Origin of the sequence: Achromobacter ruhlandii, assembly GCF_902859695.1 — a bacterium.
Classification (GTDB): Bacteria; Pseudomonadota; Gammaproteobacteria; order Burkholderiales; family Burkholderiaceae_B; genus Achromobacter; species Achromobacter ruhlandii.
The window spans coordinates 277768-303983 of sequence record NZ_CADIJL010000002.1 but is presented as its reverse complement, the minus strand read 5'-3'; the positions used below and the strand labels follow the sequence as shown (position 1 = coordinate 303983).

Below are 26216 nucleotides of genomic sequence, written 5' to 3'. Positions count from 1 at the left end.
GCGGCTATTGCACCACCGAGGATTGCCGTAATTGGGCAATTTCGGACGCGGTGTATCCCAGGGTGGACAGAATTTTTTCGCTGTGTTCGCCCAGACCGGGCGCGCCGCGCCCTGCTCGGGACTCGCCGCGCCCTGCCTCGGACTCGTTGCGCGCCGCCTCGGACTCACCGCGCCCTGCTCCAGATTCGCCGCGCCCCTCCCCCGACTCATCGGCAGGCGCTGGCGCGGCGCCGCCGAAGTGGGCCCATTGCGCCAGGCCCAGGTAGTCGCCGGCCTGCGGGTTGTGGTACGGCCGCATGAGTCCCATGGCCTCGACCTGGGGATGATCGAACATGTCCTCGACCGGGCGCACTTCGGCGCAAGGCACGCTCTGCCCGAAGCGCTCGGCCCATTCGCGCGCCGAAGCGCGCGCCAGCGCCTGGCGCACCCGGGGCACCAGCACGGCGGCCTGGGCGGCGCGCTTTTTGACGGAGTCGTAGTCAGGGTGTTCGGCCAGCTCCGGCAGGTCCAGGTGGCCGCACAGCGCGCGCCAGAAGTGCGGCGTGTTGGCCGACAGGTACAGGTAGCCGTCGCGGGTGGGATGGATGCCGGTGATGCCGCCCGAGCGCATGTCGCGCTCGATGTGGCGCGGTTCGCCATCGGCCCAGACCAGGCGGGCCGACTGCATCGCCAGCGCGCTGCCCAACAGCGAGACCTCGATCGCCTGGCCCCGGCCGGTCTTCTCGCGGCGGTAGAGGGCCGCCGCCACGCTGTTGGAAATCAGCGCGGCGCCGTAGTAGTCGACCACCGAGCCGTACAGCACTTCGGGCGGACCGTCGGCCTTGGCCTGGGCGGCGCACATGCCGGTCATCGATTGCAGCACCTGGTCGTAGCCGGCGTGGCGCGCCATCGGGCCGACCGCGCCATAACCGGTCATGGCGCAATAGACCAGGCGCGGGTTGACCGCCGACAGCGTGGCGAAGTCGATACGCAGGCGCTCGGGCACGCCCGGCCGGAAGTTGTGGACCAGCACGTCGGCCTCGCGCACCAGGCGCAGCAGGATCTCGTGGCCGGCGGCTTCCTTCAGGTTCAGGCACAGGCCGCGCTTGTTGCGGTTGATGCCCAGGAAGGCGCGGCTTTCGCTGGCCAGCGTCGACGGGTACTTGCGCAGGTTGTCGCCTTCGGGCGGCTCGACCTTGATGACGTCGGCGCCCATGTCGCCCAAGAGGGCGCAGCCATAGGGGCCGGCGATGTAGGCGCTCAGGTCCAGGACCTTGATGCCGGCCAGCGGCAGGTCGGCGGGGGATGCTTGTTGCATTGCGGATTCACTCAAAATCGGTAGCGCGGCCGCGTCAGGCGGCGCGGCCGGCGGCCAGCAGCACGTCCTGGGCGCGCCGCACGAAGGGGGCGTCGATCATCTTGCCGTCGAGCACGAAGGCGCCGACGCCGTCATGCTCGCGGCTGGCGGACACGATGCGCTCGGCCTGGGCGATCTCGTCCGCGCTGAAGCCGAACACTTCGTTGGCGATGGCGATCTGGCTGGGATGCACGCAGGACTTGCCCAGGAACCCGAGCGAGCGCGCCAGTTGCGCCTCGGCCCGAAAGCCCTCGGCATCGCGCACGCGGGCGTAGGCCGCGTCCATGGCGTACTTGCCAGCGCAGCCGGCGGCCAGGCGCAGGGACAGCATCACCGCGCGCAGCGTGTCAGGTTGGTAACGCTCGATGCCGAGCGGCTCGAACAGGTCGGCCAGGCCCAGTTGCAGGCCGGCGACGCGCGGATGGGCCGCCGCCAGTTGCGCGGCGTCGGCCAGCGCGAGCGGGGTTTCGACGGTGACCAGGAATTCACCGGCGAAGCCGGCGTCCATGGCCTCGTCGATCGCGGCGCGCAGCGCGGCGGCGCTTTCGACCTTGGGCAGGTTCAGCACGTCGATGGGCAGGCCGCGCAGCGCGGCCAGGTCGGCGGCAAAGTCGGGCGTGTCGGCGGCGTTGACGCGGACGATAATTTTCTTGGGATGTTGCTTATGGACGGCGGCGAACGCGGACGCGGCCAGCCAGGCCGCCAAGGCGGCGCGGGCTTCCTGCTTGCGGGTCGGCGCGACCGCGTCCTCCAGGTCGAAGGACAGCGCGTCGGCCGCGCTGGCCAGGGCCTTGTCGAACAGTTCCGGACGCGAGGCGGGAACGAAAAGCTTGCTTCTCATTGATGTCTCCTGGCCGCATTGTGGCGCTGGAGACGCGTGATCGGGGACAGCCAAATTACGATAAGACGATAGAATATCTATCATCATGAACACCGATTTCCTGCACACGCTGGCCGCCGTGGCGCGCCATGGCTCCATGGCCGAAGCCGCCCGCCGCCTGGGGCTGACCCACGGCGCCGTGGCGCAGCAGATCCGCAAGCTGGAACAGGAGCTGGGCGTGGCGCTGGTGGCGCGCGCCGGCCGCACCGTGCACCTGACCGCAAAGGCCACCGAACTGATCGGGCCGATGCGCGAGGTGCTGGAACGGATCGAGAAGATCCGCTACCTGGCCCGTTCCGACGAGATGATGGGCGAGCTGCGGCTCGGGGCCGGCAATACGGCGCTCAATTCGATGGTGCCGGCCATCCTGGAACACCTGGTGCGGCGCCATCCGCTCATCAACGTCGAGATCCAGCCGGGCCATTCGGCGCGCTTCTACCCCGCCATCGAAAGCGGCGAACTGGACGCCGCCATCGCGCTGCAAGCGCCCTACCCGCTGTCCAAGAGCCTGGGCTGGCAGTTGCTGCGCGAAGAACCCTACGTGCTGGCGGCGGCGCCGCGCCATGCCGGTCGGCACCCGCACAGCCTGCTGACGGCCGAGCCCTTCATCCGCTATCAGCGCAGCGACTGGGGCGGCCAGCACATCGACGATTACCTGCGGCGCGTCGGCATCACGCCGCGCGAGCGCTTCGAGCTGAACGCCATCGAATCCATCGCCGTGATGGTCAGCCGCGACCTGGGGGTGGCGATCCTGCCGCGTTCCACCAACGGCGCGATCGAACGGCTAGGCCTGCTGGCCCTGCCGCTGCCCGAGACCTGCGAGCCGCGCCGCTTCGGCCTGATCTGGTCGCGCGGGTCGCCACGGCTGGCGCTGATCCGCGCCTTTCGCGACATTGCCGTTGTAGAGTATGCCAACGCGGGCGCCTGACCCGCGCTCTACAAGGGGAAAGCATGAAGAAGACCATTCTGTCGACGCTCGTCGGCTGCTCGATGTTCGCACTGCCGCTGGCCGCCAGCGCGGCCGGCCAGATCGGCTACCTGGGGCCCGCGGGTTCCTGGACGCACCAGGCCTGCCTGGATCTGTTCGGCCCCGCTGACCTGGTGCCGCTGACGCGCGACGACCTGTTCAAGGGCTACCAGTCCGGCAAGATCGAGCGCGCCTGCGTGCCCGTGACCACGTCGGTGGTGGGCGTGACGCCGTACCTGGATGCCGTGCTGGACCTGCCGGACGTGATGATCGTGGCCGAGTATCCGAAGATGCTCGGCTACAGCCTGCTGGCCAAGCCGGGCACCAAACTGGCGGACGTCACGGAGGTGCTGGCGCACCCGGTGGCGTTCGAGGAGGTCAAGCCGTGGGTCGACCGCGAGATGCCCAAGGTCAAGCGCACCGAGGCCGCCAGCGGCGGCGCCGCCGCCAAGACGGTGGCCGACAGCCCGGGCCATGACAAGGCGTCGTTCGGCCCCAAGGTGGGCGCGTCGGTCTATTCGCTGGTATCGCTGGTGGATGGCATCGAGCAAGGGCCGCACAACGTGACCCGCTGGTGGGTGCTGGGCCGCGCGATGCCGGCGCCGACCGGGCGCGACAAGACCTCGCTGCTGGTCGACACATCCGACGACAGGTTCAACGACACGTTGGCGGCGCTGGTCGATGCCAAGGTGCCGGTGCTGACGATCTACGAGCGGCCCAGCAGGAAGACGCTGGACACGCATCGCTACGTGATCGAGGTGGCCGGCCACGCCCGGCAGGAGCCGCTGGCGTCCATGCTGGCGGCCCATCCGGGGATACGGCTGCTGGGCTCTTATCCCCGCCAGTGATCCCCGCGTTCGCCGACCTGGCGAAAGATCCGGTTGCACTTTATTGGGGACATACGCAAATCCGCCCTTGATAATGCGGACCTTCCCTCGGCAGCGCGCGCGCGCAACGTTGCCGGGCAATAAGAAGCGCCGGGCCCGCGGGCCCGGCCAGCAACCCAGGATCCCATTCAATGAGCCGTATTTTTCCAGGCGACCTCTGGTCCGTGGGCGAAGCCCGCATCAACGATCTGTTGGTCGTGGTCCGTTTCCGCACCGGCCTGCCGCCGGCGCCCGCGCGCCAGGTCAACGAGAACCTGGTCATCATTTCCTGGCCGTACACGGGCATCGAAAACGGCATGCCCAATGAAGAAGACAAGCAAAGCACCAACCGCTTCGAAGAAGCCATCGAACAGGCTTTCGACGACTCCGACATCGGCGTGCAGGTGGCCTGCCTGACCGGCAATCACCAGAAGGAATGGCGTTGCTACACGCACGACGTCGAAGCGTTCCTGGATGCGTTCAATGCCTGCCTGGCAGGGCATCCGGTCTATCCCATCCGACTGGGCACGTACAAGGATCCCGATTGGAATGGCCTGGCGGGACTACAGCCGGAAGGCTCCGACCAGCTTCACTGAAAGGCCAACCGGCCGCGCCATCGATCAGGCCGGTCGCCACTTGCAGAGGACATTATTTTGAAGTTCAAAGCCGCACTCCTGATCTCCGCCATCACCGCCGTGGTTGCCGCCCCCGCGAATGCCGAGCCGCCGCGCTCGGTCGATGCCCGGAGTTTCGACATCGCCGGCGTCAAGACGGGCATGGACTACGACGAGGCGGTCGCCGCCGCGGCGAAGAATTTCGGCGTGGGCAAGCATCAGATCAAGGCGGGTTACCCGACGCTGAACCCCGTCACCAATACCAAGCAGCCGCAGAATTTCAGCTACGAAAAAGATGGCGTTCGGCTGGTGGTGCATTTCGAGCCGCGCGTGCCGGACGACAAGCAGCGGCCGCTGGCGGTGTCCCAGGTCAGCTACGAAATGCCGTGGACGCCGGCCAACAAGGACGCCATGGCGCAGGCCGTGGTGCAGAAATACGGCAAGCAGTCGAACTTTCCCAACCAGTTGAACCTGGAGTGGTGCCAGAAGCCCAGCACCAATCCCGGCATGGGTTGCTCGACCGACATGACGCAGGCGGTGCTGAAATACAGCGGCGTCAGCGTGCAGTTGTATGACCCGGCCTGGACCAACGCGCGGATCGAGTTCATCAACCAGTCGAACAGCCGCAAGCCGAGCTTCTGACGCGGGCCCGGCGCCCGCGATAGGCATGATGGGCGCCGTCTCCACGACGATGAGTCAGCCCGGCCGAACCGGCCGGGCTCGCGCTCAATACTGATACCGCATCGTCAACGTCGCGCTGCGCCCCGCCGCCCACGCGCCCTGGCTGTAGAAGCCGATCTGCGAGTAGTACTTGCGGTCCATCAGGTTGTTGACGTTCAGCTGCGCCGACAGGCTCTTGTCGAACTTGTAGCGCGCCATCAGGTTGACCAGCGCATAGCTGCCCTGCCCCACGCGCTCTTCGCCATTGGGACCGTTGGCGATCGTGTAGACGTGGCTCTGCCAGTTGACGCCGCCGCCCACCGTCAACCGGTTCCAATCGCCCGGCAACTGATAGGTCGTGAACAAGCGCACCAGGCTGCGCGGCTGGTCGGTCTGGATCGGGCTGCCCTCGCCGTCACGCGCGGTCCAGTGCGACCAACCGGCCGCCACGTTCCAGCCCGGCGAGACTTCGCCCGACAGTTCCAGGTCGAAGCCGCGGCTGCGGGTGCCCTTGGTGGCGCGGTAGGCCTGGTTGATGGTGCCGGGAATCAGATAGCCGGTGTCTTCCTGCGCGAGGTTGTCCTGGTTGACCTGGAACACGGATGCCGACGCATTCAGGCGGCCATCGAGGAACTCGCCCTTGACCCCCGCCTCGTAGGCCTTGCCTTCCAGCGGATCGAGCCAGCTGCCGTTGCGATCCTGAAAGCTCTGCGGGTTGAAGATGCCCGTGTAGCTGACATAGGCCGTGTAGTTCTCGTTGATGTCGTACAGCAGGCCCGCGTAGGGCACGAAGGCGTCCTTGTCGAACGCCTGCCGGCTGCCGCCGCCAAAACCGACCGAGTCTGTCTTCCACGTGCTGTAGCGGCCGCCGACGATCAGCTTGAGCGGATAGGCCAGGCTGAAGCGCAGCGCGCCGTACCAGCCGGCCTGCTTGGTGGTGTAGCGGCTGGCCAGGGTGGCGGTGTCGCTCCACTGCGGTTCAGGGTAGGAGCCGTCCCATTCCAGGAAGTTGCCGATCGGCGCCGGCGAGACGGCGCCGCGGTTGAAGAATTCAGCGTACTGGCGGGTGAAGCTGGCGCCGACCACCGCTTCATGCTGGCGGCCGAACAACGAGAAGGGGCCGGAGGCCTTGATATCCAGGCTGTTCTGCTTGCGGTCGCCGTAGTAGCGCTGGGCCGAGGCGCCCATGCCCAGGCCGGTGCCGCGGTCGGGCCAGCCGTACAGGTAGAGCAGCTTGCCATCCATTTCGTGCTTGGAATGCGAGACGCTGGCCTGCACGCGCCAATCGTTGTCGAAGCGGTGTTCCAGGCTGGCGAAGGCGCCTTCGGTGGTGCTGGCCCACTTGGTCCAGTCGGCGCCGGTGTTGAGCGAGCGTTTCCAGTCGGTGCGGCCGCCGTCGGCGTACCACAACGGGAAGCCGCCCCAGCTGCTGCGCCGCGGCTGGTTGTCCTGGTAGTTGAAGCCGACGCTCAACGTCGTGCGAGCGGTCAGGTCGGCGTCGACGACGCCGTAGAAGACCTTCTTGCGGTTCTGGTAGCCGTCCAGGTACGAGTGGTTGTCCTGGTAGGCCGAGACGATGCGGCCGCGCACGCTGCCGCTGGCGTTCAGCGGCGAGGACAGGTCGGCGCTGGCGCGATAGGCGTCCGAGGTGCCGGCGCTGACGCTCAGGTCAGCCTTGAATTCGCGGCTGGTGGCGTGCTTGCGGACCAGGTTGACCGAGGCGGACGGGTTGCCGGCGCCGGTCAGCAGGCCGGTGGCGCCGCGCACCACTTCGACGCGGTCATAGATGATGGAGTCCAGCGACGACTCACCGCCGGCATAGCCGATATCAAAGCTGGTGGGCACGCCGTCGTACAGGTAGTTGCTGATGGCGAAGCCGCGCGAGCTGAAGGTGTAGCGCTCGCTGTCGTAGTTCTGCACCGAGATGCCGGGGGTGTTGCCGAGGATGTCGGTGATCGAGCGCATGTCCTGGTCTTCGATGCGCTGGCGCGTGACCACGGTGACCGACTGCGGGGTTTCGCGCAGCGACAGCGGCAGGCCGGTGCTGGCGGACGTGGCGCGCGGGGTATAGGAACCGGTGCCCTCGGTGGTGGTCGGGTCGCCATCGGCCTGGACCTGCACGGCGGGCAAGGTGGCGACACCACTCTCCTGCGCCAGGACGGCGCCGCTGGCCAGCGCCATCAATACCAGGCTGGTGGTGCGCCGCAGGGTGGCGCGTGGACGACGGGAGAGGTGAAGGCCGACGGGCCGCGGGTCTTGCATGATGGCTTCCTTTCGCAGAGCGGGTGAAACAAGGCGAAAGGAAGTTTAATGCGAACTATTCTCATGTGCATTAGTGTTGCTAATAAGCATCGCATGAGTCGGAAGGCTTCCCGCAGGGTTGCGCTGAGGGAGAGCACGTGGCACGCGTGTGATTGGTGCCGGCTCCCAGATGGAAGCCCCCCCCCGCGATAAACGGGGAAATTTATTGACTTACCGATCCACCGACTTCATATCGCATTTCTTCTGCCACACATCGCAAAGCCCGCCGAACCTCGCGCGCCCGGCCAGTTGCTCGCTCCTGCGCGCTCGACGATCTCATTCCTGGGTAAACGCTTGCGATGCATGAGGCAATCGGGCAGCAACCAGGCCCGATGTTCAGCATTTATCGTGCCATCTTGGGTACGGCTACGCATTCATTAGAGACGCAAACCCAAGCATCGAATTCTCCGGATGCCTTTTTCGACCATCGCGTGCCGTCAAAAACGTAAAACCCGTTCCAGAAAAAACGCGCTGCGTTAGGGTCCTTGCCCGCGCCGGGCACAGGGTTAACGAAACTTCCAGCCAATGGTTGTGGCACACCAGTCGCCGATGGGCTGGTCAACTGAATCTGTCGAAGGCCCTCAATTAGAGTAATCGTTCCGTCAACCCATACTTTGAGGACTGCACCCGCATTGGGGTCATAAGCACTATCAACGCCAGAGTACAGGTCCTGATAACCGTCTTTGTAATGAGTGAATGTCGCAGTTCTACCACCTGGCCTTGTGCCGGTCACTCCCTTTATCACATAGGCCAGACCTTCCACATTTCCCGAAAATGACGTTCCAACAATGGTATTGCCGAAAATATCCGTATACGTCAAGCCGTTGAGCCGATCCAGCATGCCCGCTACCCAAGCAGTGAGGCTCTTTATTTTTTCCCAAAGCGCCTCAACACCTGCCCGAGGCCAGTCGATAATCATCAGCTTGTGATAGAAAGCAAACGCCATGAACGTCGCATATCCGCTCTCCTGCTCGGGAAGAGATTTGAAGTCCACCTCTCGCAATGCTTCAAGCAAGGCTCTATCTGCCTCAGCGATCAAATATGCCTCGTTGGGTTGTCCCGCTGCCTTCGCATAAGCGATGTCGTGCGCCTTGCATATTGTGTCGATAACACTCGCCTGGCCTCCCGGAAGCATCAGTACAGGACTGTCCAGCATTTGCTGGATTGTTATATTTGGATTTCTCTGCCCAGCAGACCATCCAGGACCGCACCACTCGCCGTAAACAGGCATCCAAGCTGACGCATCAAAAACAGTAAACCCATCAACACCAGTTGATTGTTGTTCTGCAGCCATTTAGCCACCTCATCGAAGTCATGAACAGAAGTGGTAGCGCATTATCAATCAACTCCAATATTGAATTGGCCGAACCGGGCAACGGAGAAGCACTTCAAAGAGAAACCACGCCGAGCTTGTATAGCTGAGCCTCGCAGTTTTAGAGATCTGCAGCAGACACTTGGATCAATGTCGCTTGCTCCACAGAGGGTACGCGCACGTTCTCCCAGGACTGGGTTTCAAGGCTGAATTTGGCAAACCCCACCCGCTTTTCACCTCGACTCATGGGAAGATCCCAGAATATTGCCGCCACAAAACGACCCGCCGGGTCCGCCGCGAGTTCTTTGGGGTAGCTGCGCGTACGTGCTCTCCAAATGGTTTGACGCTGATCGGGAGAAACACGCATCAGGCCCTGAGATGGATCTTGAATCGTGCCAGCCCACACAAAGACATTTCCCTGGTCATCAGCAGTCCTAAAACTGGCATTGATGACATTGGGATATTGAACAGGCACTGGATCTTCAAGCTGCCCCCGACTTAGCGTAAAAATTTCATTGCCATCATATTTCTTTCCATAACCCGGATTTCTTAACCGGGAGCTCGGGCCATAAGAACCAAGAAAGATTTCATTGCCATTGCGATAGAACAACTCTCTGCCACTCAGAAAATCGAACTTCTTGCCAGTAAATAATCTCTCAGACTTAGACGAAAGATCGTATTCCCAAATATTCAAATCCAATAACGAAACCCTGCCGGGAGGCAAAACTCGATCACTTCTCCAGAACGCGATTTTCCTTTCGTCCGGAGACATTCCCGGCGAAAGGTTCACGCCAGGGGAAACTGGCAAAATTCGAAGATCCGTGCCATCACTTCGCATCATCAAAATCTGAGACGCGCTCACCCCTCGTTGAGCGTCTGCGTAGGTCCTACCATAGAGACGGTTGCGACTCATCAAGATATATGTGCCGCGAGGCGAATAATGCGCGTAAGAATACGAATAACCTTCAGGCAACACAAAACGGGAGAGTATTCCCGACCCTAAGTTGTAGCGCATGACAAAACAACTATCTTCCTGATCGAGGCATTCCAAAAACAGCCAATCCTGACCGTTGGGATGCACACTTAGAGACCGCAGATCCCGGCCCCCGTTTTGCTGTTGGAAAGCGGTTTCGTACTCGGTGATAGTCTCGAACGCTCGCGCCGCGCGCATTGGTTCCACGGTTGATATACATACCGCGGCCATGACCAACGCGAGAACCTTAACCGCCATCTTCACCAACTTTCCAACAATGATCATCGTTCCCTCTTCAGGGGGGACAAGGGCCGCCAAGCGTTTATCGGCTAGGCGCATCAGCATCGCAAAGAAAATAATGAGATACGATCTCATTCAATTGGTAGTGTCAAGTAGGGAGCTGAATACTTAGGACGTACCGACAACGCCCTGAGAGCGCTATCCTGACTCGCGCTCCTGATGTCGTGAACTGCGGGTTCGGCACGACGAGCCCCGAAACGTTACCGATCCACCGACTTCATATCGCAAGCCGTCTGCTCCACATCGCCGACCCCGCCGAACCGCGCACACCCGGCGTGTTACCTGCCCTTGGCGCGTTCGACAATCGTGCAATAGCATCGCGAAGAAGTATCAGGCGACGCTAGCACCCTTCGGAACAAATAGGGCATGTGCTCCATTGGCCAGATAGGCGCCGTTCAGGCCATCAAATTTCCGTGCCGCGTCTGGCCACGCAATGAATTTCCGATCAACCCGTGTTCCGCGCTGACCCGTCGCAGCGTCAATTGACACCACCTTCTGTCCGCGCGCCCTTGCCTCATGCAGCACGATCGCCACGAATGCCTCGGTATGCTCATCACCCACGGGAATGGACGCTCGCAGCTCGCCGTTGAGCATCGAATCCGGAAGAAAGTCCGCGGTTCTTGACCTCAAAAGGCTGACCAGCCCCGATCCCACCAGCGCGTAGATCCACCCCTTTCCCGAGGGATGACGTTTCACATAGCGATTGTGAAAATCCGCTTCGGAGATGATGGATGCATCCACGATCGTCACGTGAACCCCGCCACACGCATCGATTCGATTCCGGTATCCCGGCCGCTCGACGTCCGGCTGCTCCTGCATGTCGATGAAGCGGATCGAGGGACGTGCTTTCAATAGCGCGGCAGCGAAGTCAGCCTCATCCACTGAAGTCATGAATAGGCACTGCTGAACCATCCTGGAGTCGGCCACGGGTCGCCCTATTCCGGTTCCGCAATGGGTGCCCGCGCCGGGATCACCGGCATGAAGCCTGCCATCACTGATCCACCGACTTCATGTCGCAGCTCGTCTCCTGCACGTCGCACAGCCCCCGGAACCAGGCGCGCCCGGCCAGTTGCTCGCCCTTGGGGCGTTCGACGATCTCATCCTTGGGCGAGCGCTTGCGGTCCACCAGGTAATCCAGCAGCACCCAGCTTTCATGGCAGGCGCGGATGCCCTGGATCTTGCCCATTTCGGTCAGCCAGTCGCTGCCCAGGTCCACCAGCCGCTGGCTGGCGGCGTCGGGCCTGGCATAGCCGCGCGCGGACTGGATGCCGACCCGCGCATCGTCCGCGAGGATCCAGCCTTCGCCCTTGTAGAGCTTGCGCGGCGCGCGCTCCGGATATTCATCCTCGTTGTAAGCGTCGCTGGCATTGGCGATCCTGAGCCAGCCGTCCTTCGTTTCCTTCACGTCGAAGGTGACGCTGTAGGAATACTCCGGCTCGCCGGCGGCGGGCCTGGCGGGGATCTGGCCCAGGGCCTTGGCGCTGGCGGACGGCGCGTCGCGCACGGTGATCGACGGCTTGTCGTAGTTGGCCCAGGCGCTGAAGGCGCACGCGGTCGCGCCCGCGGGGGCTTCGGCTTGGACAGGGGCGGCGATGACCGGCGGCGCGGCCAGCAGCGCCAGCGTCAGCGCGGCGATCGAAGCGGTCAGACGGGGACGAATGTGCATGAAGACTCCAAAGCGTCGACGATCCGGGCCCGGCTGGTCCCCGACATCCCGCAAGCCGGATTGCTATCCAACTGACGAGCGGCGGTCCACCGGCGGGGGGTTTCTGTTTATCGGGCAGTTCCGCGACTGTATCAAACCCGCCGCCAGCGGCCGCTTCAGCGGAACCGCAGGTGCCGGCGCTGCAGCTCCGCCACCGTCCGGCAGCCCATCAGCTTCATCGCGCGCTCGATCTCCACGCGCATCTGTTCCAGCGCCCGCTCCACGCCGGGCCGTCCGGCGGCGGCCAGCGGGAACAGGTAGTAGCGGCCCAGCCCCACGGCCTTGGCGCCCAACGCCAGCGCCTTGAGCACGTGCGTGCCACGCTGCACGCCGCCGTCCATCATCACGTCGATGCGGTCGCCCACGGCGTCGACGATCTCGGCCAACTGGTCGAAGGCGCTGCGCGAGCCGTCGAGCTGGCGGCCGCCGTGGTTGGACAGCACGATGCCGGTGCAGCCGATGTCGACGGCGCGTTGGGCGTCCTCGACCGACATGATGCCCTTCAGGCAGAACTGGCCGCCCCACTCGCGCACCATGGCGGCGACGTCGTCCCAGGTCATGGCGGGATCGAGCATCTCGGTGAAATAGCGGCTGATGGACATGGCGCCGCCGCCCATGTCGACGTGGCCGTCCAGCTGCGGCAGGCGGAAGCGCTCGTGGGTGGCGTAGTTGATGGCCCAGGCCGGCTTGATGGCGAACTGGGCGATGCCGGCCAGGTTCAGGCGGAACGGGATGGCAAAGCCGGTGCGCTTGTCGCGCTCGCGGTTGCCGCCGGTGATGCTGTCGACCGTCAGCATCATGACCTGCACGCCGGCGGCCTTGGCGCGCGCCAACATGTCGCGGTTCAGGCCGCGGTCCTTGTGGAAGTAGAACTGGTAGACCTGCGGGCCGCCGCTGATCTGGCGCGCCTCTTCCAGGCTGACGGTGCCCAGCGACGACACCCCGAACATTGTGCCGAACTTGCCGGCGGCGGCGGCCACGGCGCGTTCGCCGTCGTGGTGGAACAGGCGCTGCAGCGCGGTGGGCGAGCAATAGACCGGCATGGCCAGCTTCTGGCCCATGACGGTGACGGACATGTCCACATCCGCCACGCCGCGCAACACGTCGGGCACCAGGTCGCAGGCCTCGAAGGCCTCGGTGTTGCGGCGGTAGGTGGTCTCATCGTCGGCGGCGCCGTCGATGTAGTTGAAGATCGGGCCGGGCAGCCGCTGGCGCGCCATGCGGCGGAAGTCGTGGAAATTCTGGCACTGGTTCAGGCGCATCGGGGGACCTTTGTCTACGCTGCACGGACTACCGGAATGCCCCTTGCGACCCGGGCATGATGGGCCGAATTGTACCGGGGACGGCGTGCCATCACGCATAACAGCTTTGCCATCCGGGTGGAGCCTGCCGCGGCGCGGAAATCCTAGACTGGCCGCACTTCACAGCAGTCAAGGAGAAGGCGTTGCAGCCGCTGTTATCAAACCTGAAAGTGCTCGACCTGAGCCGCGTGCTGGCCGGCCCCTGGGCCAGCCAGATCCTGGCCGACCTGGGCGCCGATGTCATCAAGGTCGAGCGGCCCGGCCAGGGCGACGACACCCGGTCCTGGGGGCCGCCCTTCCTGAAGGACGAGCAGGGCCAGGACACGGCGGATGGCGCCTACTTCGTGGCCACCAACCGGGGCAAGCGCTCGATCACGCTGGACCTGCAGACGGCCGAGGGCCAGGCGCTGGTCAAGCAGTTGTGCCGCGACGCGGACGTGGTGCTGGAGAACTACAAGGTCGGCACGCTGGCGCGGCTGGGGCTGGACTATGCGTCGCTGTCGGCGATCAATCCGCGCCTGGTGTATTGCTCGGTGACGGGCTTCGGCCAGACCGGGCCGCGCGCGGCCGAGCCGGCCTACGACTTCCTGATCCAGGCCATGGGCGGACTGATGAGCGTGACCGGCGAGCGCGACGACCGGCCGGGCGGCGGGCCGCAGAAGGTGGGCGTGCCGATCGTCGACCTGACCACCGGCGTGTACGCGGCGCTGGGCATCGTGGCCGCCCTGCTGCGGCGCGCGCAGACCGGCCAGGGCGAGTACATCGACGTGGCCATGCTGGACGTGCAGGTGGGCCTCCTGGCCAACCAGGCCATGAACTTCCTGCTGGGCGGGCGGGTGCCGCGCCGCACCGGCACGGCGCACCCGAATATCCAGCCGCAGCGCACCTTTGCCTGCGCCGATGGCGACATCGTCATCGTGGTGGGCAACGACGCGCAGTTCGCCACCCTGTGCGAGGCGCTGGGCCAGCCCGGCCTGGCGCGCGATCCGCGCTATGTCAGCAACAGCCAGCGCGTGAAGAACCTGGACACGCTCGATCCGCTGCTGGACGCCATTTTCATCGGCGAGCCGCGCGCCCACTGGCTGGACCTGCTCAAGCGGGCCGGGGTGCCGGCCGGCTCGATCAACACGGTGCCCGAAGTGTTCGAGGACCCGCAGGTGCTGCACCGCGGCATGCTGCGGCGCCTGCCCCACCCCGCCGCCGGCGAGGTGCCGCAGGTGATGAACCCGCTGCGCTTTGGCCAATCGGCGCTGCGGGTGGACCGCGCGCCGGCGCTGCTGGGCCAGCACACCGACGAGGTGCTGGCCGAACTGGGACTGAGCGCGGCGCAGATCCAGGACTACCGCGACCGCAAGATCATCTGACCGGCCTCACCAGAACGGACCACAAGGAGACAAACCATGACCATGCCGGAAAACCTGGCCGGGCCCTACACCGCGCTGGACGTGCGCATCGACGCCGGCGTCGCCACCATCCTGCTGGCCAATCCCCCCGTCAACGCGCTCAGCACCGAGATGATGAACGAGCTGTCGTGGGTGCTGGATCGCATTTCCGAGACGCCCGAGGTGCGGGCGGTGGTGCTGTCCGGCCAGGGCAAGACCTTCTGCGCCGGCGCCGACCTGAAGAACCGCGCCGCCACCATCAAGGGACCGGGCGACCTGCCGCAGCATTCGCGCCGCACGCGCGAGTGCTTTCATGCGATCCGCGAATGCGCCAAGCCGGTGGTGGGCGCCATCAACGGCGCGGCGCTGGGCGCGGGGCTGGCGATCGTGGCCTCGTGCGACATCCTGCTGGCGGCGTCCGACGCGGTGGTGGGCCTGCCGGAGATCAACGTCGGCCTGCTGGGCGGCGGCCGCCATGGCATGCGGCTGTTCGGCCATTCGCGGCTGCGGCGCATGATGCTGACCGGGCTGCGGGTGGACGGCAACGAGCTGTACCGGCTCGGCGTGGTCGAGGAAGCGCTGCCGGCGGACGCGCTGATGCCGCGCGCGCTGGAACTGGCGCGCGAGCTGGCGTCCAAGAGCCCGCTGGCGACGATCCTGGCCAAGCAGACGCTCAACGCCATCGAGGACATGAGCCTGCGCGACGGCTACCGCTACGAGCAGGACATGACGGCCGCCATCGCCAAGACCGAGGACGCCATGGAAGCGCGCCGCGCCTTCCTGGAAAAGCGCGCGCCGGTGTTCCAGGGCCGTTAGCGGCACGGCCCCACGCATAACAGCTATTGCGGCGGCGCCGTAGGAGCAAGGCCCGGCGCTGCCTACACTTCGCAAAAATACCAAGGAGACGACATGACGAGCGCGTTGGACGGCGTGAAGGTGCTGGACCTGAGCCGGGTGTTTTCGGGACCGTGGGCGGCGCAGATGCTGGCCGACTTCGGCGCCGACGTGATCAAGGTCGAGCGCCCCGGGCGCGGCGACGACGTGCGCCACCAGGGCTATCCCCTGCCTGGACGCGACGGCGCGCCGAGCCCGCAGACCTCGTCGTTCGTGGCCATGAACCGGGGCAAGAAGTCGCTGACCATCGACATCTCCCGGCCCGAGGGCCAGGCGCTGGTGCGGCGGCTGGCGCGGCAGGCCGACATCGTCATCGAGAACTTCAAGGCCGGCGACCTGCGCCGCTACGGGCTGGACTACGCCGCGCTGGCGGCGCTCAATCCGCGCCTGGTGTATTGCTCGATCACCGGCTTTGGCCAGAGCGGGCCGTACAGCCACCTGCCCGGCTATGACCCGATCTTCCAGTCCATGAGCGGGCTGATGAGCGTGACCGGCGTGCCCGACGGCGAGCCGGGCGCGGGGCCAGTCAAGGCGGGCTACTCGGTGTCGGACCTGACAGCGGGCTTCTATGCGGTGTGCGCCATCCTGGCGGCGCTGCGGCATCGCGACCAGGTGTCGGGCGCGGGCCAGCACATCGACCTGGCGCTGCTGGACGCGCAGATCGCGGCGCTGTCGCACATCGGCATGAACTATCTGGCCAGCGGCCAGTTGCCGGCGCGCATGGGCTCGGCCTCGCAGATCACCGCGCCGTTCCGCGCCTTCGAATGCCAGGACGGCCACCTGATGGTGGCGGTAGGCAACGACTCGCAGTTCCGCGCCTTCTGCGAGGTGATCGGGCTGCCCGAGCTGGGGCGCGATGCGCGCTTCGATACCAACCCCAAGCGTGCCGCCGCGCAGCCCGAACTGTCGCGGCTGATCGAGCCGGCGCTGCGCGCCCGCGGCGTGCAGGACTGGAACCAGGCGCTGGCGGCGGCCAACGTGCCTTGCGGGCCGATCTACACCATGGACCAGGTGTTCGAGGATCCGCAGGTGCGCCACCGCGGCGTGCTGGGCAGCGTCGAGCATCCTCGATTGGGCGCCGTGCCGGTCATCCGCAACCCGATCCATTTTTCCGGCACGCCGATCACGGGCGGCCTGCCGCCGCCGCTGCTGGGCGAGCACACGGCCGAGATCCTGCGCGCCGAACTGGGGATGTCCGACGACGAGATCGCCCGGCTGCAGGCGGAGGGCATCGTATGAGCGGCGTCGACCATGACCTGATCGAAGAGATCCGCGACAGCGCGCGCGACTTCCTGCAGCGGCGCGACCAGCGCCAGCGCAAGCGCGCCGAGGCGCCGCCGGACCGCGACTATTGGCGCGAGATCGCCGGGGTCGGCTGGCTCGGCATGAGCGTGCCCGAGACGCTGGGCGGGCTGGGGCTGGGCTGGCGGGCGATGGCGGCAGTGCTGGAGGAAGCGGGCCGCGCACAGTTGCCCGAGCCGCTGGTCGGCGCCGGCGTGCTGCCGGCGGCGCTGCTGGCGCGGATCGAGCCGGTCGATGCGGCGCGGCGCGACGCGCTGTTGCAGGCCGTGTGCGGCGGCGAAACGCTGCTCGGGCTGGCCTGGCAGGAAACGGAGGGCCAGCTGGAGGCCGGCGAGGCCGCCACGGCCTTCGGCGTCAGCGTGATCGAACGCGAGGGCGCGTACGTGCTCAATGGCGAGAAGCGCCACGTGGTGCCGGGGGCCGGCGTCGATGGCTGGCTGGTCACGGCCGATGGCGAGCGCGGCACCGCCCTCTTCTTCGTCGCGGCCGGCACCCCGGGCGTGACCGCGCAGGTCCACGCGCGCGCCGACGGCGCCGCCGCCTGCCACCTGGCGATCGAGTCGGCCGTGGTGCCGGCGGACGCGCTGCTGGCGCGCGACGGCGTGCTGGACGCGGTCGACGAGGCGCTGGACCTGGGCCGCCTGATGCAGTCGGCGGAACTGGTGGGCGTGGCGCGGCAGGTGTTGGCCGATTCGGTGGCCTATCTGAACACGCGCCAGCAGTTCGGCCGGCCGCTGGCGTCGTTCCAGGCCTTGCAGCACCGGCTGGTGGATGCCGCCATGCAGGTCGAGCTGGCGTCCAACAGTCTGCTGGACGCGCTCGATACGCTGGCCGCGCGACCGGACGACGCCACCCTGCGCAAGACGCTGGCCAGCCGCGCCAAGGCCCGCGCCGCGCGCGCCGGCCTGGAAGCGGCGCGGCTGGCGATCCAACTGCACGGCGCCATCGGCTACACCGAGGAATGCGACGTCAGCCTGTACTTCCGCAGCGCGCTGCACCTGGCGGCCTGGTTGGGCAATGCCGCCGCCCATCGCCAGCGCTACGGCGCGCTGGCGGCGCTGCCCGCGCCCGGCGCCGATGACGACGACGCCGCGCCCATCACGGATTTCCCGCGCGAGGCCGACTGGAACGGCATGCCGGAAGCCGACTTCCGCCGGCTGGTGCGCGGCTTCTTCCGCGCCCACTACCCCGAGCACCTGCGCCACGCGCCGTGGCGGCTGCATTGGGACGAAATCAAGGACTGGTATTTCACGCTGTCGCGCCAGGGCTGGATCGCGCCGTCGTGGCCGCGCGAGCACGGCGGCATGGCGCTGTCGCCGGCGCGCCAGATCGCCTTCATCGAGGAAGCCGAACGCCACGGCGTGGCGCGCGCGCCGGACCAGGGGCTGGTGATGCTGGGGCCGATCCTGATCCGCCACGGCACCGAGGAACAGCGCGCGCGCTTCCTGCCGGGCATCCTGTCGGGCGAGGCGGTGTGGGCGCAGGGGTATTCGGAGCCGAACGCCGGCTCGGACCTGGCTTCGCTGCGCTGCGAGGCGCTGGTGGACGGCGACGACCTGATCGTGAGCGGCCAGAAGACCTGGTCGACGCTGGCGCAGGACGCGACCCACATGTTCATGCTGGTGCGCACCGACAAGACGGTCAAGAAGCAGGCCGGCATCAGCTTCCTGCTGGTGGACCTGGCCAGCCCGGGCGTGAGCCGCCGCCCCATCCGCACGCTGTCGGGCCACGAGGAATTCTGCGAGGTGTTCTTCGACCAGGTGCGCGTGCCGCGCGCCAACCTGGTGGGCGAACTGAACGCCGGCTGGGGCATCGCCAAGGCGTTGCTGGGCTTCGAGCGCCTGTTCAGCGGCAGTCCCAAGCACGCCAACCACGCTCTGCAGCAGATCTTCAGCATCGCGCGCCAGCGCGGCCTGCTGGCCGACCCGGCGTTCGCCGACCGGCTGGCCGAGCTGCGGCTGGACGCGGCCGACCTGACCGCCATGTACAGCGTCTTCGCCGAGCTGGCCAAGGCCGGCCGGCCGTTGCCGCCCGAGCTGTCGCTGCTGAAGGTCTGGGCCACCGAGACGCACGAGCGGCTGGGCGCCCTGCTGATCCAGATCGCCGAGGAATACGGCGGCGCGGCGATGCGGCTGGGCTATGGCAACGGCCAGGTGCACGCGCTGGCGCCGTATGTCAACGCGCTGGCGGCGACCATTTTCAGCGGCACCAACGAGATCCAGCGCAATATCTATGCCAAGCAGTTGGGGCTGGAAGGCGCATGACAACGACGCGCCGGCCACGAGCCGGCGCCACAGGAGAGAGACAGAATGAACAAAGCTACCGCACTGACGGCGGCCGCCCTGCTGCTGGGCGCCGCCTTTGCCGCCCCGGGCCAGGCCGCCGCGCCCTGGCCGAGCCAGCCGATCCGGCTGATCGTGCCCTACCCGCCCGGCGGCTCGGTCGACAACCTGGCGCGGCTGCTGGCGCCGGCGCTGGGCCAGCGGCTGGGCCAGACCATCGTGATCGAGAACAAGGCCGGCGCCAGCGGCACCATCGGCGTGGACGCCACGGTGCGCGCCACGCCCGACGGCAACACCTTCGGCTTCGGCGTGCCGGGCGCCATCACCGGCCTGCCGCATGTCATGAAGGTGCCGTATGACGTGTCCAGGATCCAATACGTGTCGCTGGTGGCGCGCATCCCGCTGGTCATCGTGGTCAACCCGTCCCTGCCCGACGCCACGCTGGCCGACTTCGTCGCCAGCGCCAAGCGCCAGCCCGGCAAGTACAACTATGGCTCGGCCGGCAACGTCACCACGCCGCACCTGGGCGGCGAGCTGCTCAAGCAGCAGACCGGCATCGACATCATGCACGTGCCGTACAAGGGCGCCTCGCCCGCGGTGACGGCGTTGCTGTCCAACGAGGTGCAGATGTTCCCCGGCGACGCCTCGGCGGTGCTGGGCTTCATCAAGGCCGGCAAGCTGCGCACGCTGGCGGTGGCCAGCCCGACGCGCTTCGAGGGCCTGCCGGACGTGCCGACCACCAGGGAGGCGGGGTTTCCCGGTGTGATCGTGGAATCGAACTACGGCATCATCGCCCCGACCGGCACGCCGCCGGAGATCGTGCAGAAGATGTCGCGGGCTATCGCCGAGACGCTGGCCGAGCCGGCCCTGCGGCAGAAGATGATCGACCAGGGCGCCATACCCACGGCCACCACGCCCGAGGCCTACCAGGCGCTGATGCAGGCCGAGTCGAAGAAATGGGGCGAGGTGATCCGGCGCGGCAAGCTGGGGCTGGAATAGTCCCATGCCGGCCCGCTTTTGCCGTACCCTTATGCCGTCTCTTTCGTTGCCGCCTTATCCATCATGCCGCCTGCCAAAGCCACGGGCCTGAGCCTGGACGTCACCGCCGACCTGCACAAGTGGCGGGCCTTCCTGGCGATCGCGGAACTGGGCAGCATTTCGCGCGCCGCCCTGTATCTGGACCAGGACCAGTCGGTGCTGAGCCGCCGCATCAACGCGCTGGAACGCGAGTGCAACGCGCGGCTGTTCAACCGCACCGGCCGCGGCGTGCACCTGTCGGAAGTGGGCGAGCGCCTGTTTCCGCTGGTGCGCACGCTGCTGGGCGACGCCGAGCGGCTGGAACTGGAGCTGAACGGCGAGGCGCGCGAGCCGGCCGGCGAGGTCACGCTGGGGCTGCTGCCGTCCACCGCGCATCCGCTGATCCGGCGGCTGTTCTCGCGGCTGCGCAAGCAGTTTCCCAAGGTGCACCTGAAAATCCTGGAAGGCTCCAGCGGCCAGATCGAGGAATGGCTGACCGACAGCCGCGTCGACATCGCCATCCTGTACCGCTATGGCGACAAGTGCCCGCCGGGCGAACAGGCGCTGGCCTCGGTCGATTCGTACCTGGTGGGCGCGGCCGGCGACCCGCTGACGCGCGGCGGCGAGGTCGCCTTCGAACAACTGGACGGCCTGCCCTTCATCCTGCCCGGCGCGCCCAACGGCCTGCGCAATGCGCTGGACGGGCTGGCGCGGGCGCGCAAGATCAGCATCGCGCCGCTGATCGAGGCCGATTCGCTGCCGCTGATGAAGTCCATCGTCGAGCACGAACACATGTACACGGTGCTGCCGCTGCATGCGGTCTGGCAGGAAGTGCAGGAAGGCCGCCTGGGCATCGCCGCGCTGCGCGATCCGGCCATGGGCCGCATCATCTCGATGGCGTTCGCCCGCGCCAAGGGGCCGGGCCGCACCGTCACCGAAGTGGCCGCGCAGATCCAGAGCCTGGTGCGCGAGATCGGCGGCGAAGGCGTGTGGCACGCCAGCCCCTGACGGGGCCGGCGCGTCAATCGAAGCCGTAGAGCCGCGCCGGGTTGTCGACCCAGACCTTGCGGCGCAGGGCGTCATCGCCCAGCCAGCGCTGCGCCACGTCCACCAGGGCGTCGGCGGACGGCGCCGACGCGCCCATGCGCACGAACGGCCAGTCCGAGCCCCACAGCACCTGGTCGGGGTTGGCGGCGACGAAGGCGTCGTGGATGAAACGCGCATTCTCGTAGTCCGGCGCGCTGCCGACGCGGCACAGCGTCAGCTTCATCCACAGGCGGCCGTCGGCCAACAGGCCGCGCAGCAGCTGGAACGCCGGGTCCTGGTCGCCACGCGCCGGGACCAGGCTGCCCAGGTGGTCGATCACCAGCGGCAGGTCCAGCTTCGCCAGCGCCGGCAGGTGGCGCAGATAGGTATCGCAAGGCGCCCACAGCTGCGCGTGCAGGCCGTGGTGTTTCATGCGCGGGGCCAGCGCGGCGACCTGGTCGAACCCCACGCTGCCCGGAAACAGATTGCCGGCGGGATCGCGGGCCTCGACGAAGCGCAGCCCGCGCACCCCGCCGTCATACAGGGCCCGCAGTTGCGCGTCGCTGACCGAGGGGTCGGCCACCGCGATGCCGCGCAGGCGGTCGCCGCCCTGCGCCAGCGCGTCCAGCAAGGCATCGGGATGCGTGCCGTAGGGCGCGGGCTGCACCAGCACGCCGCGCGCGGCGCCCAGGGTGTCCAGCATGCGCAGGTAGCGCTGCGCCGGCGCGTCGGGCGCGGCGTAAGAGGACGGATGCCACAGCGGGAAGCGCTCGTAGGGGCCGAACACGTGGCAATGCGTGTCGCAGGCAAGAGGCGGCAACGGTTCGGTGGGCGCTTGTGGCATGCGCGGCGTCTCGACGCTGTCGGGCGCGTAGGGTTGCGTGGAGTCGGCGGACGCGGTCATGCCTTGCCCTCCCCGACCAGCGGCGCCAGCCGGCTCAGCGCCGGCCAGCCGTCCTGTTGCGGCAGGTCCAGCGGCGCGGGCGCGTCGTCCGGCATCGGAATCTCGTGCGCGTTCAGCGTCATCGACACCATGGTGTAGTAGCCGATGACGGCGGTCAGTTCGACCACGCCGACGGCGGCCCAGCGCTGCACCGCCTCGGCGTACAGGGCGGGCTCGACCTGGCCGGTCTCCTGCAGTTGGCGGGCGTAGGCGTAGACGATCTCGTCGTCGCGGTTGTCGAATACGGGTTCGCGCCGCGCCTGGATGGCGTCCAGCACCGCATCGGCAATGCCGGCGGCGCGGGCGGCCTGGGCGTGGATGTGCCATTCAATCTGGCTGTTCCAGCGGCGCGCGGTAACCACGATGGCCAGTTCGCTGACGCGCGGCGGCAGGCTGGTGCCAAAGCGCAGCAAGGCGCCCAGCGCCTGCCAGCGCTCGGCCAGTTCGGGGTTGTGCAGCGCGGCGCGCAAGGGGCCGACCAGCCGGCCGCGCGGGCCGGAGACGATGCGTTCGTAGACGCGCCTCTGGTCGTCGCTCATGCTGTCGGGCGTGGGCAGGGGAATGCGGCTCATCATGGTCCTTCGCTCAAGGCGTTTCGTCGGGTTGGCTGCGCGCAACCGAGGGCCGCGCGCTGAAGTCCTGGTGCCAGGCCGCCAGCGCCGGATGGCCGTCGCGCCAGGCCAGGTCCGGGAAACGATAGTCCAGATAGGACAGCGCGCACCCGATGGCGATCAGGCCCAGGTCGAAGCGGCTGGCGCGCAGGGCTGGCGCCTCGGCCTCCAGCACGGCCAGCACCGCGCGGGTCTTCAGCGCGAAGGCGTCGAGCCAGGCCTGGGTCTGCTTCCCGGCCGGCTTGTTGCGTTCCTGCCGGTACAGCAGCAGCGCGTCCAGGAAACCGTCGCCCAGCGCCTGGCGGCGCTCGGCCAGCAGGCGCGCGGCCGGGTCCGCCGGCAGCAGGCCGGCGCCGGCCAGGCCGTCCAGATAGGCGCAGATGACGCGCGAGTCGTAGACCGGCGTGCCGTCGTCCAGCACCAGCGTCGGCAGCTTGATCAGCGGGTTGTCGGCCACCAGGTCGAGGTTGGGCTTGTCCATGGCGACCGGCGTGCGCACCAGCGTCACGCGGTCGGCAATGCCGGCTTCGTACAGGACGATCATCACCTTGCGCACGAAGGGCGAGCGCGGCGACCAATGCAGTTTCATCAAGAGGCTCCCAGGAGATTCAATATCGTGATGCGGTTCAATGGCCCTGCGCGGGCCGCACCGCCGGATCGTTGGCGGCGTCCGGCGCGCGCATCTGGAACAGGTCGCTGGTGTGCGCGTACCAGCCGGCGCCGTGCATGCGGCCCAGCAGGCGCAGCGCGGGGGTGTCCACATGGAAGCGCTGCGCGTCCAGCAGCGCGTCGTCGCGCAGGTACAGCGCCACCACCCGCGCCAGCACGATGACGCGCTGCGGCGCGGCGTCCAGCACCTGCCACACGCGGCATTCCAGCGCCGCCGGGCTGAGCGCGATGCGCGGCGGCGCGACCACCCGCGAGGGTTCGGTCGCCAGCCCGGCGCGGGTCAGCTCATCGACGTCGGCCACGTAGTCCAGGCTGGTGTGGTTCATCTGCGCGGCCAGTTCGGCCGACACCAGGTTGATGACGAACTCGCCGGTCTCCAGGATGTTGCGCGAGGTGTCCTTCAACTGCCCGCCGCGCGGACCGATGCCCAGCGCCACGATGGGCGGGTCGCTGCTGACCACGTTGAAGAACGAGAACGGCGCGGCGTTGCGCTGCCCCTGCGCCGACTGGCTCACCACCCAGGCGATGGGACGCGGCACCACCACGCTGGAGAGCAGCTTGAAGGCGTTGGTGGCGCTGAGTTCGCTGAAATCGAAGTTCATGGATGCGTTCCTGGTGGCCGGCGCCGCGTCCGCGCCTGGCCGGCGGCCGTGGGCATGCGGGGTCGTGTGTCCGGTGACCCTGTGTTCATTTGGCCAGCAAGCCCAGCGAGCCGAGCAGCCGGCGCATGTCGGCCTGGTCCTTGGCGACGTAGGCGTCCGCTTCCCGCGGCGACAGCGCCATCAACGCTATCGCCTGCTCCTGCATGACGCGGCGGTAGTCGGGATCGTCGTTCACGGCCCGGACGGCGTCGCTCAGGGTGCGCACGATGTCGGCGGGCGTGCCGGCCGGCGCGGCCAGGCTGTACCAGGTAGCCGCGTCCGCGCCCGCCACGCCGGCCTCGGCCAGCGTCGGCACGTCCGGCAGCAGCGGCGAGCGCTTGTCCGACGCATAGGCCAGCGCCAGCAGGCGCCCCTGGCGGATGAACGGCAGGCTGGCCGACAGGTTCAACATGGCCAGGTCGGTCTGCCCGCCGACCACGTCGTTGATGGCGGGCGAGGCGCCGGCATAGGGAATGTGGTTCAGTTGCACGCCGGCGACCTGCTGGAACAGCTCGGCGCCCAGGTGCGTGGCGCCCCCCACCCCGGCCGAGCCATAGCTCCACTTGCCGGGTTCGGCCTTGGCGCGGGCGATCAGCTCGGGCACCGAGCGGATGCCGCGCGACGGATTGACCACCAGCATGATGGGCTGCACCGCCACCACCGAGCAGAAGGCGAAGCCCTTGACGCCGTCGTACACGGTCTTTTGCATCAGCGGCGTGACCACGTGGCCGGCCGAGGTGCCCAGCAGCAGCGTGTAGCCGTCCGGCTTGGCGCGCGCCACGAAGCCGGTGCCGATGGAGGCGCCGCCGCCGGGCTTGTTCTCCACCACCACCGGCTGGCCCAGGCGCTTTTCCAGCGCCCGCGCCAGGCTGCGCGCCACCACGTCGGCGGGGCCGCCGGCGGCGTAGGGATTGACCAGAACGACGGGCCGGTCGGGATAGGCCGCCGCCGCGGACGCGGCGCCGATGGACAGGGCCACCGCCGCCAGCAGGGATCGAAGCATCAATCGCATGGGATTTCCTTCCAGGGGCCCGGCCGCGGGGCGGGCCGGGAGCCGGGGCCTCAATCGGCGCGCGCGCCGGACTGTTCGATGATGCGCGCCCATTTCGCCGTATCGACGCGGATGCGTTCGGCGAAGGCTTCGGGCGTGCTGTGGGTGGTCTGGATGCCGTAGCCGGCCATGCGCTCGACCATCCGCGGCGACGTCATCACCGCCTTGATGTCGGCGTTCAGGCGGTCGATGACGGGACGCGGCGTGCCCGCCGGCGCCAGCACGCCGGACCACAGGCTGACCTCGTAGTCCTCGAACCCCGGCGTCTCCGACATCGACGGCACGTCGGGCAGCGCCGCCAGCCGCTGGCGGCTGGTCACCGCCAGCGCCCGCACCTTGCCCTGCCGGACCTGCTCGATGAAGTTGGACGAGGTGTCGATCATCATCGAGATGCGGCCGGCCAGGAAGTCGTTGATGGCGCCCGAGGTGCCCTTGTAGGGAATATGGCGGATGTCGGCATGCGCCGCCGTCTTGAACATCTCGCCGGCCAGGTGGCTGGTGGTGCCGTTACCCGAAGAGCTGAAGGTCAGCTCCCCCGGCCGCCGCCGCGCCAGTTCGGCCAGTTCGGCGACCGAGTTGACCTTCAGGTCGGGGTTGACCACCAGCAGGTTCGAGGTCAGGTTGGTCATCGACACCGGCGCGAAGCTGCGCTGCGGGTCGTAGCGCAGCTTGGGGTACAGCGACGGGTTGATGGTCAGCACGCCCATGGTGGAGTACAGCAGCGTGTAGCCGTCGGGCGCGGCGCTGGCCACGGCCTCGGCGCCGATGGTGCCCCCCGCCCCGCCGCGATTTTCCACCACCACGGTCTGGCCCAGCTTTTCGCCCAGGCCCTGCGCCAGCGAGCGCGCCATCAGGTCGGTGGCGCCGCCGGCCGGGAACGGCACGATCAATTTGACCGGCCGGTCAGGATAGGCCCCGGCCGCCACGGCCGCCGATATCAGGCCCGCGCCGAGCCACAGGCTGACCGCGGTCAGCGCACTTGCCATTCTCATGCTGTCTCCACCCTGGGGGTTCTTGTGTTTGCAGCATGGTAGGCGCGGGGCGGCGATGGCGCTATGCGCGGGATCGCATATCTGCTTTGTGCGGACACCGCGCGGGCCGGCGCCCGCCGGCGTGGGTAACGGCTACCCCTGAACGGCGTGCGGCCGGGATCGGGTATCGTCTGAACCTGGCCCATCCGCCC

At 67.4% G+C, this 26216-nt stretch carries 24 protein-coding genes; 10 read left to right on the top strand and 14 right to left on the bottom strand.

What is annotated here, in order from left to right:
* Positions 1 to 4 precede the first annotated feature (4 nt).
* Both HV742_RS03605 and HV742_RS03600 read right to left on the bottom strand, forming a co-directional pair.
* Positions 5 to 1297, bottom strand: coding sequence for a CaiB/BaiF CoA transferase family protein (locus HV742_RS03605; RefSeq protein WP_175144488.1), 1293 nt, complete (start codon positions 1295 to 1297; stop codon positions 5 to 7).
* A gap of 34 nt (positions 1298 to 1331) precedes the next feature.
* Entirely contained in the window at positions 1332 to 2177 is an 846-nt protein-coding gene (locus HV742_RS03600; protein ID WP_175144487.1) for an HpcH/HpaI aldolase/citrate lyase family protein, read from the bottom strand.
* A gap of 85 nt (positions 2178 to 2262) precedes the next feature.
* Here HV742_RS03600 and HV742_RS03595 point away from each other — a divergent pair, with 85 nt between their 5' ends.
* The 4 genes from HV742_RS03595 to HV742_RS03580 all read left to right on the top strand — a co-directional run bounded on the left by HV742_RS03595 (position 2263) and on the right by HV742_RS03580 (position 5305).
* Positions 2263 to 3144, top strand: a complete 882-nt coding sequence (locus HV742_RS03595; RefSeq protein WP_144657871.1) for a LysR family transcriptional regulator — start codon at positions 2263 to 2265, stop codon at positions 3142 to 3144.
* A gap of 23 nt (positions 3145 to 3167) precedes the next feature.
* Complete coding sequence (locus tag HV742_RS03590) at positions 3168 to 4031, top strand: prephenate dehydratase (protein WP_175144486.1); 864 nt, start codon at positions 3168 to 3170, stop codon at positions 4029 to 4031.
* Between the two features lie 170 nt (positions 4032 to 4201).
* Positions 4202 to 4645 (top strand): DUF695 domain-containing protein, encoded by a 444-nt coding sequence (locus HV742_RS03585; protein ID WP_175144485.1) that lies wholly within the window; start codon positions 4202 to 4204, stop codon positions 4643 to 4645.
* A 57-nt stretch (positions 4646 to 4702) separates the two neighbouring features.
* Positions 4703 to 5305, top strand: coding sequence for a hypothetical protein (locus HV742_RS03580; RefSeq protein ID WP_175144484.1), 603 nt, complete (start codon positions 4703 to 4705; stop codon positions 5303 to 5305).
* 84 nt (positions 5306 to 5389) lie between these two features.
* Here HV742_RS03580 and fhuE read toward each other — a convergent pair whose 3' ends face one another.
* The 6 genes from fhuE to HV742_RS03550 all read right to left on the bottom strand — a co-directional run bounded on the left by fhuE (position 5390) and on the right by HV742_RS03550 (position 13176).
* Positions 5390 to 7585 (bottom strand): ferric-rhodotorulic acid/ferric-coprogen receptor FhuE, encoded by a 2196-nt coding sequence (gene fhuE, locus HV742_RS03575; protein ID WP_175144483.1) that lies wholly within the window; start codon positions 7583 to 7585, stop codon positions 5390 to 5392.
* Between the two features lie 382 nt (positions 7586 to 7967).
* Positions 7968 to 8918: a hypothetical protein gene (locus HV742_RS03570; protein ID WP_127481475.1), complete on the bottom strand. Its 951-nt coding sequence runs from the start codon at positions 8916 to 8918 to the stop codon at positions 7968 to 7970.
* Between the two features lie 139 nt (positions 8919 to 9057).
* On the bottom strand, positions 9058 to 10284 hold the full coding sequence (locus HV742_RS03565; RefSeq protein WP_175144482.1) for a TolB family protein: 1227 nt from the start codon (positions 10282 to 10284) through the stop codon (positions 9058 to 9060).
* 255 nt (positions 10285 to 10539) lie between these two features.
* Entirely contained in the window at positions 10540 to 11121 is a 582-nt protein-coding gene (locus HV742_RS03560) for a DUF8467 domain-containing protein (protein WP_496350037.1), read from the bottom strand.
* A 79-nt stretch (positions 11122 to 11200) separates the two neighbouring features.
* The gene (locus HV742_RS03555; RefSeq protein WP_175144480.1) at positions 11201 to 11875 is read right to left on the bottom strand and encodes a hypothetical protein; all 675 of its coding nucleotides are present in this window, start codon (positions 11873 to 11875) and stop codon (positions 11201 to 11203) included.
* A 155-nt stretch (positions 11876 to 12030) separates the two neighbouring features.
* Entirely contained in the window at positions 12031 to 13176 is a 1146-nt protein-coding gene (locus HV742_RS03550) for an alpha-hydroxy acid oxidase (protein ID WP_175144479.1), read from the bottom strand.
* Between the two features lie 182 nt (positions 13177 to 13358).
* Here HV742_RS03550 and HV742_RS03545 point away from each other — a divergent pair, with 182 nt between their 5' ends.
* The 6 genes from HV742_RS03545 (at position 13359) to HV742_RS03520 (ending at position 21100) form a co-directional block, all read left to right on the top strand.
* Complete coding sequence (locus HV742_RS03545) at positions 13359 to 14579, top strand: CaiB/BaiF CoA transferase family protein (protein WP_049073302.1); 1221 nt, start codon at positions 13359 to 13361, stop codon at positions 14577 to 14579.
* Between the two features lie 36 nt (positions 14580 to 14615).
* Complete coding sequence (locus HV742_RS03540) at positions 14616 to 15413, top strand: enoyl-CoA hydratase/isomerase family protein (RefSeq protein WP_437340579.1); 798 nt, start codon at positions 14616 to 14618, stop codon at positions 15411 to 15413.
* A gap of 93 nt (positions 15414 to 15506) precedes the next feature.
* Positions 15507 to 16730: a CaiB/BaiF CoA transferase family protein gene (locus HV742_RS03535; RefSeq protein WP_175144478.1), complete on the top strand. Its 1224-nt coding sequence runs from the start codon at positions 15507 to 15509 to the stop codon at positions 16728 to 16730.
* The gene (locus HV742_RS03530) at positions 16727 to 19057 is read left to right on the top strand and encodes an acyl-CoA dehydrogenase family protein (protein WP_175144477.1); all 2331 of its coding nucleotides are present in this window, start codon (positions 16727 to 16729) and stop codon (positions 19055 to 19057) included. Before HV742_RS03535 ends, HV742_RS03530 begins: the two co-directional genes overlap by 4 nt.
* 45 nt (positions 19058 to 19102) lie before the next feature.
* Entirely contained in the window at positions 19103 to 20074 is a 972-nt protein-coding gene (locus tag HV742_RS03525) for a Bug family tripartite tricarboxylate transporter substrate binding protein (protein ID WP_175144476.1), read from the top strand.
* A 63-nt stretch (positions 20075 to 20137) separates the two neighbouring features.
* Positions 20138 to 21100, top strand: a complete 963-nt coding sequence (locus tag HV742_RS03520) for a LysR family transcriptional regulator (protein WP_049073298.1) — start codon at positions 20138 to 20140, stop codon at positions 21098 to 21100.
* Positions 21101 to 21113: 13 nt separating this feature from the next.
* Here HV742_RS03520 and HV742_RS03515 read toward each other — a convergent pair whose 3' ends face one another.
* From HV742_RS03515 to HV742_RS03490, 6 genes are all read right to left on the bottom strand, one after another.
* Positions 21114 to 22022 carry an amidohydrolase family protein gene (locus tag HV742_RS03515; RefSeq protein ID WP_175144475.1) on the bottom strand — a complete coding sequence of 303 codons (909 nt, stop codon included), beginning with the start codon at positions 22020 to 22022 and terminating at the stop codon, positions 21114 to 21116.
* A complete protein-coding gene (locus tag HV742_RS03510; RefSeq protein ID WP_059273023.1) occupies positions 22019 to 22633 on the bottom strand; it encodes a carboxymuconolactone decarboxylase family protein in 615 nt (204 codons plus the stop codon). Before HV742_RS03510 ends, HV742_RS03515 begins: the two co-directional genes overlap by 4 nt.
* Before the next feature lie 13 nt (positions 22634 to 22646).
* The gene (locus tag HV742_RS03505) at positions 22647 to 23261 is read right to left on the bottom strand and encodes a glutathione S-transferase family protein (protein WP_020928206.1); all 615 of its coding nucleotides are present in this window, start codon (positions 23259 to 23261) and stop codon (positions 22647 to 22649) included.
* Between the two features lie 37 nt (positions 23262 to 23298).
* Positions 23299 to 23943, bottom strand: coding sequence for a flavin reductase family protein (locus HV742_RS03500; protein ID WP_049073295.1), 645 nt, complete (start codon positions 23941 to 23943; stop codon positions 23299 to 23301).
* An 85-nt stretch (positions 23944 to 24028) separates the two neighbouring features.
* Positions 24029 to 24985, bottom strand: a complete 957-nt coding sequence (locus tag HV742_RS03495) for a tripartite tricarboxylate transporter substrate binding protein (protein ID WP_254600960.1) — start codon at positions 24983 to 24985, stop codon at positions 24029 to 24031.
* Positions 24986 to 25044: 59 nt separating this feature from the next.
* Entirely contained in the window at positions 25045 to 26025 is a 981-nt protein-coding gene (locus tag HV742_RS03490) for a Bug family tripartite tricarboxylate transporter substrate binding protein (RefSeq protein WP_063570072.1), read from the bottom strand.
* Positions 26026 to 26216: the final 191 nt, after the last annotated feature.

What these genes read in the sequence shown, in the direction of transcription:
- HV742_RS03605 (WP_175144488.1), bottom strand. Translation starts at nt 1,297, where the DNA reads ATGCAACAAGCATCCCCCGCCGACCTGCCGCTGGCCGGCATCAAGGTC.
- HV742_RS03565 (WP_175144482.1), bottom strand. Translation starts at nt 10,284, where the DNA reads ATGAGATCGTATCTCATTATTTTCTTTGCGATGCTGATGCGCCTAGCC.
- HV742_RS03495 (WP_254600960.1), bottom strand. Translation starts at nt 24,985, where the DNA reads ATGCTTCGATCCCTGCTGGCGGCGGTGGCCCTGTCCATCGGCGCCGCG.
- HV742_RS03555 (WP_175144480.1), bottom strand. Translation starts at nt 11,875, where the DNA reads ATGCACATTCGTCCCCGTCTGACCGCTTCGATCGCCGCGCTGACGCTG.
- HV742_RS03550 (WP_175144479.1), bottom strand. Translation starts at nt 13,176, where the DNA reads ATGCGCCTGAACCAGTGCCAGAATTTCCACGACTTCCGCCGCATGGCG.
- HV742_RS03505 (WP_020928206.1), bottom strand. Translation starts at nt 23,261, where the DNA reads ATGAAACTGCATTGGTCGCCGCGCTCGCCCTTCGTGCGCAAGGTGATG.
- HV742_RS03560 (WP_496350037.1), bottom strand. Translation starts at nt 11,121, where the DNA reads ATGGTTCAGCAGTGCCTATTCATGACTTCAGTGGATGAGGCTGACTTC.
- HV742_RS03590 (WP_175144486.1), top strand. Translation starts at nt 3,168, where the DNA reads ATGAAGAAGACCATTCTGTCGACGCTCGTCGGCTGCTCGATGTTCGCA.
- HV742_RS03515 (WP_175144475.1), bottom strand. Translation starts at nt 22,022, where the DNA reads ATGACCGCGTCCGCCGACTCCACGCAACCCTACGCGCCCGACAGCGTC.
- HV742_RS03585 (WP_175144485.1), top strand. Translation starts at nt 4,202, where the DNA reads ATGAGCCGTATTTTTCCAGGCGACCTCTGGTCCGTGGGCGAAGCCCGC.
- fhuE (WP_175144483.1), bottom strand. Translation starts at nt 7,585, where the DNA reads ATGCAAGACCCGCGGCCCGTCGGCCTTCACCTCTCCCGTCGTCCACGC.
- HV742_RS03520 (WP_049073298.1), top strand. Translation starts at nt 20,138, where the DNA reads ATGCCGCCTGCCAAAGCCACGGGCCTGAGCCTGGACGTCACCGCCGAC.
- HV742_RS03490 (WP_063570072.1), bottom strand. Translation starts at nt 26,025, where the DNA reads ATGAGAATGGCAAGTGCGCTGACCGCGGTCAGCCTGTGGCTCGGCGCG.
- HV742_RS03570 (WP_127481475.1), bottom strand. Translation starts at nt 8,918, where the DNA reads ATGGCTGCAGAACAACAATCAACTGGTGTTGATGGGTTTACTGTTTTT.
- HV742_RS03525 (WP_175144476.1), top strand. Translation starts at nt 19,103, where the DNA reads ATGAACAAAGCTACCGCACTGACGGCGGCCGCCCTGCTGCTGGGCGCC.
- HV742_RS03535 (WP_175144478.1), top strand. Translation starts at nt 15,507, where the DNA reads ATGACGAGCGCGTTGGACGGCGTGAAGGTGCTGGACCTGAGCCGGGTG.
- HV742_RS03530 (WP_175144477.1), top strand. Translation starts at nt 16,727, where the DNA reads ATGAGCGGCGTCGACCATGACCTGATCGAAGAGATCCGCGACAGCGCG.
- HV742_RS03595 (WP_144657871.1), top strand. Translation starts at nt 2,263, where the DNA reads ATGAACACCGATTTCCTGCACACGCTGGCCGCCGTGGCGCGCCATGGC.
- HV742_RS03600 (WP_175144487.1), bottom strand. Translation starts at nt 2,177, where the DNA reads ATGAGAAGCAAGCTTTTCGTTCCCGCCTCGCGTCCGGAACTGTTCGAC.
- HV742_RS03540 (WP_437340579.1), top strand. Translation starts at nt 14,616, where the DNA reads ATGACCATGCCGGAAAACCTGGCCGGGCCCTACACCGCGCTGGACGTG.
- HV742_RS03510 (WP_059273023.1), bottom strand. Translation starts at nt 22,633, where the DNA reads ATGAGCCGCATTCCCCTGCCCACGCCCGACAGCATGAGCGACGACCAG.
- HV742_RS03500 (WP_049073295.1), bottom strand. Translation starts at nt 23,943, where the DNA reads ATGAACTTCGATTTCAGCGAACTCAGCGCCACCAACGCCTTCAAGCTG.